13 protein-coding genes and 1 tRNA gene are annotated in these 13544 nt (G+C 49.4%); 6 read left to right on the forward strand and 8 right to left on the reverse strand.

Annotated features, from left to right (window positions below; translation table 11 throughout):
• Positions 1 to 6: 6 nt before the first annotated feature.
• From Q7J08_RS02345 to lonB, 7 genes are all read right to left on the reverse strand, one after another.
• On the reverse strand, positions 7 to 744 hold the full coding sequence (locus Q7J08_RS02345; protein WP_304910084.1) for a hypothetical protein: 738 nt from the start codon (positions 742 to 744) through the stop codon (positions 7 to 9).
• Between the two features lie 72 nt (positions 745 to 816).
• Positions 817 to 1533, reverse strand: coding sequence for a KaiC domain-containing protein (locus tag Q7J08_RS02350; RefSeq protein ID WP_304910085.1), 717 nt, complete (start codon positions 1531 to 1533; stop codon positions 817 to 819).
• Between the two features lies 1 nt (position 1534).
• Positions 1535 to 2395 carry a hypothetical protein gene (locus Q7J08_RS02355; protein ID WP_304910086.1) on the reverse strand — a complete coding sequence of 287 codons (861 nt, stop codon included), beginning with the start codon at positions 2393 to 2395 and terminating at the stop codon, positions 1535 to 1537.
• 49 nt (positions 2396 to 2444) lie between these two features.
• Complete coding sequence (locus Q7J08_RS02360) at positions 2445 to 3737, reverse strand: TldD/PmbA family protein (protein WP_304910087.1); 1293 nt, start codon at positions 3735 to 3737, stop codon at positions 2445 to 2447.
• On the reverse strand, positions 3730 to 5067 hold the full coding sequence (locus Q7J08_RS02365) for a TldD/PmbA family protein (protein WP_304910088.1): 1338 nt from the start codon (positions 5065 to 5067) through the stop codon (positions 3730 to 3732). The genes Q7J08_RS02360 and Q7J08_RS02365 overlap by 8 nt, the downstream gene beginning before the upstream one ends.
• 84 nt (positions 5068 to 5151) lie before the next feature.
• Positions 5152 to 5730, reverse strand: coding sequence for a hypothetical protein (locus Q7J08_RS02370; protein WP_304910089.1), 579 nt, complete (start codon positions 5728 to 5730; stop codon positions 5152 to 5154).
• Positions 5731 to 5926: 196 nt separating this feature from the next.
• Positions 5927 to 7948, reverse strand: a complete 2022-nt coding sequence (gene lonB, locus Q7J08_RS02375) for an ATP-dependent protease LonB (protein ID WP_304910090.1) — start codon at positions 7946 to 7948, stop codon at positions 5927 to 5929.
• Between the two features lie 92 nt (positions 7949 to 8040).
• Between lonB and Q7J08_RS02380 the strand changes: the two genes are divergently transcribed.
• Both Q7J08_RS02380 and Q7J08_RS02385 read left to right on the forward strand, forming a co-directional pair.
• Positions 8041 to 8886 carry a ribose-phosphate diphosphokinase gene (locus Q7J08_RS02380; protein WP_304910091.1) on the forward strand — a complete coding sequence of 282 codons (846 nt, stop codon included), beginning with the start codon at positions 8041 to 8043 and terminating at the stop codon, positions 8884 to 8886.
• Positions 8883 to 9359 (forward strand): NOB1 family endonuclease, encoded by a 477-nt coding sequence (locus Q7J08_RS02385; RefSeq protein WP_304910092.1) that lies wholly within the window; start codon positions 8883 to 8885, stop codon positions 9357 to 9359. Before Q7J08_RS02380 ends, Q7J08_RS02385 begins: the two co-directional genes overlap by 4 nt.
• A 28-nt stretch (positions 9360 to 9387) precedes the next feature.
• On the opposite strand, the gene Q7J08_RS02390 is transcribed toward Q7J08_RS02385, so the two are convergent.
• Positions 9388 to 10491: an MBL fold metallo-hydrolase gene (locus tag Q7J08_RS02390; protein WP_304910093.1), complete on the reverse strand. Its 1104-nt coding sequence runs from the start codon at positions 10489 to 10491 to the stop codon at positions 9388 to 9390.
• 124 nt (positions 10492 to 10615) lie between these two features.
• On the opposite strand from Q7J08_RS02390, the gene Q7J08_RS02395 reads away from it, so the two are divergent.
• The 4 genes from Q7J08_RS02395 (at position 10616) to Q7J08_RS02410 (ending at position 13516) form a co-directional block, all read left to right on the forward strand.
• Positions 10616 to 11212, forward strand: a complete 597-nt coding sequence (locus tag Q7J08_RS02395; protein WP_304910094.1) for an orotate phosphoribosyltransferase-like protein — start codon at positions 10616 to 10618, stop codon at positions 11210 to 11212.
• A gap of 80 nt (positions 11213 to 11292) precedes the next feature.
• Positions 11293 to 12879: a thermosome subunit alpha gene (gene thsA / locus Q7J08_RS02400; protein ID WP_304910095.1), complete on the forward strand. Its 1587-nt coding sequence runs from the start codon at positions 11293 to 11295 to the stop codon at positions 12877 to 12879.
• Positions 12880 to 12963: 84 nt separating this feature from the next.
• Positions 12964 to 13047, forward strand: a tRNA-Ser gene (locus Q7J08_RS02405).
• Between the two features lie 208 nt (positions 13048 to 13255).
• On the forward strand, positions 13256 to 13516 hold the full coding sequence (locus Q7J08_RS02410) for a hypothetical protein (RefSeq protein ID WP_304910096.1): 261 nt from the start codon (positions 13256 to 13258) through the stop codon (positions 13514 to 13516).
• Positions 13517 to 13544: the final 28 nt, after the last annotated feature.

Consider the following 13544-nt stretch of genomic DNA (forward strand, 5'->3'; position numbering starts at 1 on the left):
CAAACCTTATTTTTCGATGACAGAAATTTCAAACTCTATCCGTTTACCCGTCATCTCTATCGTGTAGTTTCCCTGCGTAAGGAAAGTTATCACATCCTTCATTCCGGTATCATACTGGCCCCCGAATCCCTCATTTGCCACCAAGACACCGGCCTCATCATATACTTTGATCTCAAACCTCGCTTCAGGATCAGGATATGTGACATAGACTGTTTTGTATGTTGTATCTGTTAGAACGCCGTTCGTGATGATCCATTTGTCTACGATAACTTTTTTGACCGTTACATTAGGAACAAGATAATCGATCACCAATACCGTCACCGGATAGATATTCACTGCCTTGAGAGACGTGTGCCCGTAAACTGAGTAATAGGGATACGTTATGTTATTATGGTAAATTAATGTCGCATTTCCGAGAACTGTGTCGGTATATATCGGCTGGAAAAATACTGACGGATCGTCTGCATCACATATCTTCCCTATTGATGAACATGGGATCGTATTATTGGTTATCACAACAGCGATCGTTGGAGACGGAGTAATATTAATAATACCGGGCGGCGGGTAATCTTCAGAGAAAAATCCGACAGCGCTGGACATAATCAGCAAAACACCAATCAGGGTGAGTAGAACAGCCGTCAGGAGAAGCAGCACCGTCGGTGTAAAAAAACCTTCCTTCCTTCTCCTTCTTGGAACCGGACGGCTCCCTATTGCAGAACCGGGCACCCCACCCTCCTGATACATATGTGATATTAAATTGAATCTAATCTATTAATAAGATACTTCTGATGGATCACAGCCAAAAAATAGAGAGTTTTACTTGATCGGCGAATGCAGCGTAAACAACCCTGATTCATCATATTTGATCAGTTTGGCTGTCTTTGTGATAAGACCGCGGGATTTCAGAAGAACAAACGGCATGCGGTATGGTCTCAGATGATCGTTGTCAGGGAACTCACGGAACATACATGCAACTCCGTCGGCAAATACCTCGGAAAAACCGAATTTGCTGGAGAACACATTCGCGAGACCTGAGTTTACATGTAATATCGTTGTCGCGCCGGTTGAACGAAGAGATGAATACACCATATTCAGATCGGTTGATCTAAATCCTGTCGACGTGACCAGTGTCTCCTCCAGAACCGAAAATGGATTCACGACAACACGGCTCACCCCAAGCTCCTTAATCATTATCGCCACATTGTTGCCAAGACGGGAAGAGAATGTGAGAAAGATCTCCGGGGGAAGCTGTACAATATACATGTCCTTATTGATCCTGTCAGTCATTTCGGGGTACATTGAAAGGAAACTCGCTGTCAGCTGTTCTACAGGATTGAACAAACTGATGTACATCACTTTCTCCCCTTCAAGCAGACCCTGATGAAGATACTGCAGTGAGAACATCGTTCTGCCGGTACCGGTCTCACCGATCAGGACGAAAACCGAACCTTTGATGAAACCTCCGCCGATCATTTCATCCAGCCCGGGGATACCTGACGGAATCATTTTTTTAGATTGCAGATCGTGATCCATATTATGCTACCCTCCTGAGATTCGAGATCTCAAAGCCCGTTTCAGGTGATATAGAGACGTTATAGGTGGCAATATCTCTTGAAGAGAGCATTGGAAGTACACCGGCAAATTTTTCGATGTACATCTGCCGCTGTCTTGACATGGATTCCTGACTTTTTTGCCAGGCGAGACGTATGATCGCATCAAATGCATTGCCGAGTGCTATTTCCCTGTTCTCCGGAAGAATTCCGGTGGTCAGTAATATCACAAAGGTGATTTTTCGTTTCTTTGCTGCACGGGAGAGACCATATATGAGAAAAACCAGATTCTGCCACTTTTCAGAATCAGAGAAGTACGGGAGATACGGAGTGAGTGAGTCAATAAACACCATACTATTCTCAGGGGCCGTCTCCACCATACCTGCAAGATATGCGAGACCCCCGTAATCGTCATACGGCGGCAGGTTCCTGAGATGCTCGGAGATTGTCTTCTGGGAATACCAGGAGAGAGGAACGATCGATCTGGCAAAATAGACGTCGCCCATATCCATATGAAACACACGTTTATCCAGAATTTCACCTTCAAAATCGATACTATTCAGATAACTGAACTGCTGCTTCATCATCTCGACAAACTGTCCGCGTGATGTCTTTGGAGTAATATAATAGATTGCTGCGGGCTGCATGGCGTGTTTTGTTATCTGGTAATCACCCATTATTTCCCGACAATAATTCACCAGAGAGGTGAAGAGGAACTCGGGTCCTCCTGCGCCTGGCTCCGTGAAGAGTATTATCGTTGAGCCTGTTGGAACGCCACCGCCAAGAATTTTATCGACTGAGGGGATGTACGTCGGAACACGAACCATGGTATGATCGTCTGACATATATGTGATTGATACTATCTACACGAATAGGGATATAATTAACCCAGATCTAGCCGATAACCTGCATACTTTCGATACGCATCTTCGGGACGACGGCCCCCTCGAACGTCTTTGTTTCTGCCGAGATGCTGACACCCCCTCTAAGGATCTCAAAGATATTCCCGGAGATCATTGCCTTCTTCACCGGGTGGACAAACTTTCCCGACTCGGCAAAGAATGCGTTGGCCACCTCCACAGAAAACTCGCCGGTAAGGGAGTTTGCCGTATGCGCTCCGATGACCTCACGAACAAACAGACAGGGTTTATCCATGACATCAGATACCGGAGCGGCGATCCGCATACAGTGCGGGTGAATATACGTCGCCCCATTGCCTGACCGGTGGGCATGTCCCGTCGAGGTCGTCTTTGCCTGGGATGCTATCTTTGCATCATACAAAAATGCGGAAAGCACACCGTCTTGAACGATTGAGAGATCCGAGGTCACCGTTCCTTCAGAATCGAACCTTTTCCAGGCTGAACCCTGTTTGTCCATAGGGATATCCGAGATTGAGATCGCCGGATGAAGAAGCTCCTCACCAAGTTTACCGGCAAAAACCGATTTTCCGGAAAGAACGTTCTTCCCATTCACAGCCTCCGTAAACAGATCGAGGATAAGGGATTCCACCACATGTTCCGAAAAGACCACATCATATTTCTTCGTCTCAACATCCACGCCGTTTCTGGAAGCGGTCGCCCAGAAAGTGGTCTCCTCACCGATCTTCTCCGGATCGATACGGTCCAGGAAGGGGCTCGAATCATAATCATACCCGGTGGAGGTGTCGCAAATGGCATCCATGCCAAGCGATATGCCGGACATATCACGCATATAATACACTCCGTTTGAGTTCGCGATTACAGCATTACCGGTAGATAGGGAAACGCCCCCGGTCACCACGCGCGCTTCGGGATGCTTCGCCGCCCCTGCATTCATCCGGTCAAGATACTTGGCAGCAAGGTCCGGAGTCACCGTGATGTTTTTGTCACATGGATCCTGACCCTCCGGCAATACGGCTTTGGCTGGAAAACCGGCCCAACCGGGAACCGGCTCGGAGAGTTTGGCTGATGACAAGGCAACATCCACACAATCCTTCCACCTTGCGGCATCGGAGGTCCCGGATATTCCAATGCGGTTATCCTTTACCACCCGGAGATAAATGGAACTGCCCGCATGTTCGAAGACGGATGATATGGCCATCTCCCGCTGTTCAAGGGAGATGTCGGTGTAATCCAACATATATACCTCAACCTCGTCGGCCAACTTCTCACCGTACGAGAGGATCCGGTCGATATCGAGTTCAGACACTTCCGCCACCTCCGACCAACGCCTCGGTCAGATACACGTGGGGAGCTCCGTCCGATACGGGGACTGACTGGCCTTTCCCGCACATACCTGAGGACATCTTGCGTTCTTTGCCGCACAGAGCGATGTTGTGCAGGACCGAGAGGATATCGCCAGACAGGGACACGTCACGGATCATTTTAGTGGTTTCTCCATTTTCGATCAGATATCCATACTTTGCATTGAACTGGAAGGCTCCGCGGCCAGGATCAACCTGCCCTCCTCGCGAACCGATCAGGAGAACGCCTTTCTTACATTCGGCGATGATCTCATCATACGAGGAGTCGCCTTCTTTGATGTAGGTATTACTCATTCGAACCAAAGGCTGCATACCCGGTTCGGCTCTGGCATGTCCGGCATCTCCAGTCTCCAGACCAACTGCTGCCAGGGTCTCGCGGGAATGCATGTACTTGTGCATGATCCCGCTTTTGATCAGCTCAGTCGGACCAGTGGAAACACCCTCTGCATCGAAGGGTTCGTATCCATATCCGTGCATAGAAGGATCATCTATGATGGTGACGAGAGAGGAGCCCACCTGTTCACCCAGTTTGCCGGCAAGGACGGACACGCCATCTCGTACGGCATCTCCTTCGCTTGCATGACCTACCGCTTCGTGGGCAAACACGCCGCCGATGGCAGGGTCCAATACGGCGGGCATACGTCCGCCGGAGACGACGGATGCATCCAGAAGTTCAACTGCGCGTTTCGCACACTTCTCGCCGTATGGAATATACTCTTTTAATGAGAGGGGGCCGACTACCGCCTCCTGCTCATAGTTCATCTGCATGTCGGCACCGCGGTTTGCTATCGCCGAGATAGTAAAGAGCGTGCGGCAGACCGAGGAGGTTGCCGAGTATCCATTACAATCTTCGAAGATGACATCCTGATACTGCTCAGAATATCGTGCTGAGGTGCTGCTGATCCCCGGAATTTTTGCGGACGATTCGAGAAGAAGAAGCTGCGCGGCTTTTTCCTCAAGCGGGGTTTCTGCCTGATCTTTTGCCGAACATACCCAGGAACGCGGAGATCCCAAAGGAATATCGGCGATTTCTGCATGGACACCGGCAAGTCGTGCCGAGGCTGCAGCTTTTTGGATGCAGGCATCCTTCATTTTTTTATCGTTCATATCGATCGATGAAGCACAGTAGTACCCCCAGCCGTTTTCACCTAATACCCGGAAGAGAGCTTTTCCGTAAAAAGAGGAGCCGGCGTTTTCGATTACCCGGTTCTCGGTCTGGATGGATGTGATCGTCCCCCTGACGTAACGGATGTCAAAGTATCGTATTTTTTCCATGATTGTCTGAGGTACTATTTGATCCTGAAGAATAACATATCTTCTGATATTTCAGGCAGAATAGTTTTGTAAAAAAGAAAAGGATCAGGATCCTATGACATCCGCATCAAAGACATCGTCCTCTTCTTTAAGGATGGGGACTGCCTTATCAAAAACGATCGTCTCGTCCTCCGGCGGTTTGATTTCAAACGTGATAAGCCCGACAATAGCATTTCTGGTCGCATACGGATCAAGAATCGGACCAAACTTTATCACTTTGGTTCCCCCTGCAGAGATGATGATTGTATGTTTTTTTACCAGGATCGCATCGATCTTGTCAAAACGCACCTCTTTATATGATCCAGTTCCCGCCATGAGACACAGTCTTCGCGGCGTCAGATATAAACGCGGGCGGTTGAGTTTCACGAACCCTGAGATGAGGATGATCAAAGCGATAACTCCGGCCACAGCCGAAACAAGGATCTTTGTCAGGAGCTCAGGTGAAACAAGCCAAAGCGGGAAGACGGTTTCCAGCACGGGAATAAGAGCGAAGAGAGGTGTAGTTATCCAGATCAACACCGCGATCACTGCGAATATGATGAAGATGATGATATAAGGGAGCAGATACGACCCCTTCCGGCGGTCTTCCCAAACTATGCCTTCATTAAACAAATATTTCGTCATAGCATCACGTAAATGAAATAAAATACGACGTGGGGATAGATATACCTTAGGTTATTACCTAGGGAGTGAGATCCGGCCGGGATGAGTGCCAAGTTGTCAGTATTTCCTCTATTTCCATCACTGTGGAAAAAGGGATATATTATTTCAAACCGGAGAGGTTAAACTAACTCAAAAAAAAAGGAGAGGGGGGAGGACTTCACGCATCAACTTTTTCAACAGGCATCGGCATCTTCGGGATGTCCATATGCTTGCCGATCTGGAGAAGTTTCTGTTCGAACGCCACTTTATCCTCGGGAACGAGAGCGTATCTGAGTACTTCTTCGATCCTGGTTACCGGGATGATGGTGACCATATCGGTGTACCGTTCCTCAATGAGGACATCCGCAAGGTTCGACTGCGGGATGATGATCGTATGGATCCCGGCCTTTGCGGCAGCCTCGATTTTGTAGGTGACGCCGCCGATCGGGAGAACATCTCCACGGACCGAAAGTGATCCGGTCATCGCCACATCCTGACGGACAGGAATATTCTCGAGAGCACTGATCACCGCGGTCGCCACGGTAACGGACGCCGAATCTCCTTCAACACCATTGTACGTTCCGATGAACTGGACATGGATATCCACTTTACGGATGTCGGTCCCGGAGAACTTCTTGATCAGTGCGCTCACGTTTTTGATGGACTCCTGAGCGATTTCCTTCAAGAGACCGGTGGCAATCACCATGCCAGCCCCCTGAGAGGGCGTGACCTCTGCCGTGATAGGCAGAACTGAGCCGGCATCATTACCGACAACGGCAAGTCCGTTGACCCTGCCGACAAGACTGCCGGAAACGATCGTCAGATCATAATCACGTGTCCTGCGGATGTACTCGTCGGAGATCTGATCTTCAACGGAACGGGCGATCTGTTTTGCCGAAACCACATGACTCATCGAGGTGACCGAGGATCCTTCCTGGATGGCGAGATCTCCGGCGACACGTACAAGACCGCCGAGATCTCTCAGCTTCACCGTCAGGTGCCCTTTTCTGCCTGACCGGCGCTTTGCCTCACGAAGGATCTCAGAGACAGCCGATGGATCATAATGCGGGATCTTCGTGTCGTTTTTGACTTCCTGCGCTATGAACCTGACAAGTTTTGCCCGGTTCTCAGGTGTATCATTCATGGTCTCGCTCATGTAGACTTCATATCCGTATCCCCTGATACGACTCCGGAGTGCCGGGTGCATGTGCTGAACGGCATCGAGATTTCCTGCAGCGATCATCAGGAACCTGCAGGGTACCGGTTCTGTACGGACCATTGCGCCGGACGAACGCTCGGACTGACCGGTGATAGGGAACTCGCCTTCCTGTAAGGCAGTCAGTAGACTCTGCTGGGACGAAAGTTCAAGGGTGTTCATTTCATCGATGAACAAAACACCTTTGTGTGCCCGGTGGATCGCTCCGGCCTCGACACGATCATGTGCCGGGGTCTCAAGACCTCCCGACTGGAACGGGTCGTGACGAACGTCACCGAGCAATGCTCCTGCATGGGATCCGGTCCCGTCCACGAACGGTGCGGTTGAGTCGGGTTTGTTGGAGACAATGAGTTTTGGAACCATCGCGGTTTCTTTTGGCATGAATGAACGGAATGCCATGAAGATGAATGCCACAGCGACGATTCCCATCAGAAGCTGACCGGAGATAAGAGCGATCCCGAGAATACCTATGACAAGGATGAGAAGCATGGTATTTTTTGAGGAGGCACGTTTGCGTGCCTCTTCTTTGTGGGCCGCAACGATCTCTTTTCCTCTGCCTGCCGGAACCACACGGATGATTGGATTATTGTTATCCTCCGGGTTCGGGTAGGTCATGATGTCCTGCATCTCCTCTTTGGGAAGGAGTTCGGACATAGCCTTTGCGAGCATGGACTTGCCGGTACCCGGACTGCCTATCATCATGACATGCCTGCGCTGGGTGGCGGCTTTTCTGATGACATCCACTGCGTGTTCCTGACCGATGACCTGATCAATCAGAGACGGGGGGATTACGAGATCCGCCGTGGTGTCAAACTGAACTCCTCCGAAAAGTTCGGCATCATATTCGTCAGAGGCATACGCCTCCTTCACAGGCGAAGTATCCCGCGCCGGGATTTCTTCCGTGACTTGCGCCGGGTTTACGTCCAAAACTGTCCCCATAACAGTTTCTTCAGGTCTTTGTCCCGGATTATCATCATGTTCCATATTGTGTTCCATACCTCGATTAAAGATGCTAATATTTGTACTTGATTATGCTTTAAGTAGTTTCAGTAAGAGATAGTTGTTAGAGTCTTATTATGAAAGTAGTTTATACCGAAAAAAGCCAGGTTCTCGCGGCACGCACAGCGCAGAAGCTCGGCTGTGATCTATCAGAAGTAAAATACACTACATTCCCGGACGGCGAGCAATCCATACGCATAATGGATGATGACGACCAGATGATAATCATTGCAAGTACGGTCGATCCCGAGTCTACTCTGCAGGCCATTCTTCTGCTTGATGCCTGCGAGGGAAAGGAGACCACACTTGTTCTGCCATATATGGGATACGCACGGCAGGATAAGAAGTTCAATGAAGGCGAACCGATATCGGCACGGGCAATGGCACGGGCGCTCTCGACCGGCGCAGACAGAATTTTTACCATCAATATCCATGACACCTCGATCCTGGCACATTTCCGGTGTCCAGCAAAGAATCTGACGATCGCACCGGAGATCGGGGCATACATCAGCACGATGGCCCTGGAAAATCCGCTGATCCTGTCGCCTGATGAAGGTGCATGGGAGTTTGCCAAAGGCGTGGCAGAGGTTGGAAAATGGGACTGTGATCACCTCGATAAGACACGGCTCTCCGGATCAGAAGTCACGATGGCTCCAAAACATCTTGAGGCGAAAGGCAGAGACTGTATCATCGTGGACGATATCATCGCGACCGGCGGATCGATGGCAAAAGCGGCCGGGATGCTGCTTGAGCAGGGAGCTGCCTCGGTCAGGGCCGCGGGCGTTCACGGTGTTTTTGCCTCAGGAGGATATATCAAACTTATGCAGGCCGGCCTTGCCGATATCGCATCCTCAGATACTATAGAGCGTGCCTCAAGCAGAATCACTGCATCCGGGGTCATCGCAGAAGCCGTACGTAAATGAAATATATTCTGGATTCATCCTATTTTTTTGGCGATTATACTCTTGACGGAGAGCTGTTCACCACACCTGAGGTGGTTGGTGAGCTCAAGGATCTCGCATCAAAGATGCGGTACGAGATCATGACGGAGAACGGACTCGTCGTAACCGAACCTGAGGCTGAAGATGTGTTTGCGGCAACGAACGCGGCACTCAAAAGCGGGGATGCCAGAGTTCTTTCCGACACGGACATATCAGTCATCGCTTTGGGCCTGACGCTGGAAGGTACGGTCGTCTCAGATGACTTTGCCGTACAGAATGTCTGTCGGCATCTGAAGATCCTCAGCAAAAATATTCTGCAGAGAAAAGCAAAGAAACGGGTATGGAAACAGATATGTTCCGGATGCGGAGCAGAGATTCCTGAAGGGGAATCCGACTGCCCGATCTGCGGTTCGGCTCCGATCAAACGTGGAACGGAAAAAACGGGAAGACGTTGATCCGATCCGCACAATACCAATAAATAGATCAGATGAGTCGTCTCCTGACGAACCAGGATATTTTGGCAACAATATTGTGCAGTCCCTCGGTGTATTTTCTTCTGGAATAATGGACTACCGGATCGATTATGCTGAGGTTCCCCTTCTCGTCGATTACCGATACGGCCCCATGACCGCAGCATAATCTGAGACGTTTTCCTTTTTTCCTCAACTCGGCGTCCAATTCAACGGCAAGTTTCATCAGTTCGGCCCGCTCATACCTCCCGAGCTCCCGGTTAATATTGACCGAGGTGATGAGATAATCCGGAATCGAACCATAGGTGAGTCTCCACGAGGTGAGGGTCGCGAAGTTAAGAATTGCATCGCTCGTAAAAAGCAGACCAGCTTCAGGTTCATAGAAGAAGAGCTGACCCGCGAGGTGACCGCCGAGACTCTGCCAGACCTCAAACCGGAGTCCGGCAAAATTGATTTCATCTATGATTGGGAAGATCCCCCGCATTCCTAATGGTTCCGTTTTACTAAGGCGATATTCCGTAGGATACGCCAGCTGGGAAAATGTATTGACCGTCGTTGTATAGACATGTTCCAGAAGCAGGAGATTGTTGGTGGAGGCAAAGGAGCGTGAACCGTTCTCCAGAAGCTCTTTCGTGATGGGATGAACGAAGGGAGGGACCGGTAGTAACCCGGTCATTCCCACATGATCAGCATCCCCATGAGTACACAAAACATGTTTCACATCGGAAAAGTTGCCGAGACCAAATGCCGACAACATTTTTTGCCAGTCGAAAAAGTTGACCCCGTATCCAGCATCGATGAGCAGTTTACCCCCTGGCGTCTGGAAAAGATGGACGCACCCCCCTCCGGGCGGCTGCATCGACCAGAGCACACAGGTATCCGAGAGAATGATCTTCTGGTAATCGACATAGAAATTTTTTCCGGAATTTCCATACAGGTACAGACCTATACTTTGCATGACCCAGAGAACCTGTTTGGGATCCTTCCCCATGGAAACAAGTTCCTGCACGGCCGCATCTGCATCAAGGTAGAACTGCTTTTTTTCAGCATCGTTGAACGTGGTGAGATATGGCGTGACTTTCTTCTGAAATGATCCAGTCACATATTTTGCAGACATATCTGGTGAATTGTTAGACTTTTCAGTTTTAGTAGGTTTCCCATAATTTCTGCCGGATGGACCTGCATTTCAACAGAGACTCTTCACAAAAGCATATATAGCGGGAAAAGCGATTATTTCTCATATGTCTTCCTTAGAAGAGCTCATGACAAAAGCAAAAGACCTTCATACCGAAGGGCACTCCTCGGGTCAGATCGCTGATGAACTCAGCCTTTCGGTCGATACGGTCACCTGGCTTCTGACGCAGGGGAAAGCCGGCATTGCTGCACCAAAAGATGTACATATCGACTGGACGAACGTCAGTTCGAACACCACACTCCTCGGCGGGATCTCAGCCATGATGCTGGCCCACTTTGAAGCGGCAAATGAAGAGGAGGAAGGAATCGATACGGTCGTCGGAATATCTGTATCAGGCGTGCCTATTGCAACAATGATCGCTGCAGAGGACGGACTGAATCTTGCCATCTATCACCCGTCAAAACACAATCCCGAAGGAAAAATAGGTTCCATTTCCGGAAACTTCAGCAAAGTCTCCCAGAAACGATGTATCATCGTGGACGATTGTATCACGACCGGCAACACTCTGACTGAGATCGTAAATTATCTGCGTCGCCACAAAGCCACCCCTGTCGGGATATGTGTGATCTTTGATAAGCGCGGTGTCAAAGAAATAGAGGGCGTTCCGGTCTACTCGCTCTTTACAATTAAACGTATCGACTGAACAATCAACACCCAATACATCATATTTATATAGAAGTCCAATCCACTTTTTTAACACATTAGTACAGGAGAATAAAGATTATGGCAAACAACTCAGGTCAGCAGATCGTGATTTTACGTAATAACGTAGAGCACGTCCCGGGGCAGGAAGCTCTTCGCTCGAATATCATGGCAGCAAAGGTCCTCGGCAATGCAGTGAGAACAACGCTTGGTCCCCGCGGTATGGATAAGATGCTTGTAACGAAAGGAAGTGACGACATCGTCATCACGAACGACGGAGCAACGATCCTTCATCAGATCCAGGTCGAACACCCGGGTGCAAAACTTGTCGTTGAGGTCGCTGAGACCCAGGACGATGAATGCGGTGACGGAACGACGACCGCAGTGGTCCTGGTCGGCTCTTTCATGGAACAGGCCGAACATCTCATTGACACCGGCGTCCACCCGTCAGTGATCTCAAAGGGATACAACCTCGGTATGATCAAGGCACTCGAACTCCTTGACAAGCTGTCGATCAATGTCACGCCAAAAGACAAAAACATGCTGAAACAGATCGCCAAGACCGCGATGACTGGAAAATCCATTGAAAATATGATGGACCTGGCATGCGAAGTCGTTGTTGAAGCAGTTTCCGGAGTCGCAGAGACCACTGGAAAAAAGACGCTCGTCAATGAAGACGACATCCTTGTCAAGACAAAACGCAGCGACAGCATGAGTGCAGAACTGATCAAAGGCGTTCTGATCGACAAGACCAGACTCGACTCACTGATGCCGAAGAAGATCAAAGGTGTCAAAGCAGCTTTCATTGCAGGTCCGCTTGAGATCACCAAGACCCAGACGAAATCCAAAATCAAGATCACCTCTGCAGAACAGCTTTCGGCATTCTCCGCAGCAGAACGTGCAACCCTGAAGGCAATGGCCGACAAGTTCGCCGCAACCGGTGTGAACGTCGTTCTCTGTCAGAAAGGCATCGCCGACCCGGTACAGTATTACCTTGGCGAAAACGGCATCTATGCACTTGAGTTCGTCCCGGAAAAAGATCTGAAATACGCAGCAAAGGCACTCGGCGGCCAGGTCATCAACAAACCCGAAGACCTCGCTCCGGAAGTAATCGGAACTGCAGGCAGACTTGATATGCTTGATGACCTTGAGATGACGAAACTCTCTGAGTGCAAAAATCCCAAGGCAGTAACTATTCTTCTCCGCGGATCTTCCCAGCACCTTGTCGATGAACTCGAGCGTGCGATCGAAGATGCGACCCGTGTCGTCCAGGATGTCATCGAAGATGGTTCCTACACGATCGGCGGCGGATCGGTTGAGACCGAACTATCCCTCAGACTCCGTGAGTATGCATCAACCGAAGGCGGCCGTGTCCAGCTCGCAATCGAAGCATATGCAAAAGCATTCGAGATCATCCCAAAGACCCTTGCCGAAAACTCCGGATTCGACACCGTTGACAAAGTCATCGATCTCCGTCAGGCCCATGCAATGGGTCAGAAGTACGCAGGTCTCGATGTCTTTACCGGCGCTGTTGTCGATATGAAGGAAAAGGGCGTTGTTGAACCAAAGAGGGTCAAACGTCAGGCAATCCAGAGTGCCTCAGAGACCGCCATGCTTCTCATCCGCGTTGATGACATGATGGTCTCCAAAGGCGCCGGCCAGATGTAACGCCGACCATCAATCCCATATATTTTTTACATTCGAAAACGTATGCTTACTACGCGCATATAATTACGTATCGTATAGATGCCTGCCGAGGTAGTCTAGTCCGGAAGGGCGGTGGCCTCGAAAGCCACTGGTGGCGACACCTCGGGAGTTCAAATCTCCCCCTCGGCGTCCTTTATTTTCTATTTTGACTCATTATATTTGAGATTTATACAATCAGAAATAATTTTCTGAACCTATCAGCCAGATTTGGAAAGTTCCAAAATTCAGGATTTTCAAAATAAAATCCCAAAAATCAACCAGAAACAATATATATAGCAAATCCACATTTTCAACTATACTACATTTAAAGATGTAAACCAGATATTCGGAGGTGAAAATGGACTCTTACGCGATCCAAAAAAACAGTGAAACAAGCTTCACTGTCATCATCACGAGTCCACATAGTCTCCCATGGAGACCCCTTGATTCGGAGGGGATCAATATAGTCGAGAATGACTGTACGGTTGATGAGAACGGGAGGAACTATATCTGGACCGTTGAAGTGGAAAGACCCGGGACTTATGAATTTAAGATCCTGCATCAGAGCGGGGACGGCGTGTTTAAGAAACTCGTTATCCCCCTCATTTCAGCTGCTTAACCTATTTTTTGGGATTCTTTGCTCAAAC

This window comes from Methanocorpusculum sp. (assembly GCF_030655665.1).
Classification (GTDB): domain Archaea; phylum Halobacteriota; class Methanomicrobia; order Methanomicrobiales; family Methanocorpusculaceae; genus Methanocorpusculum.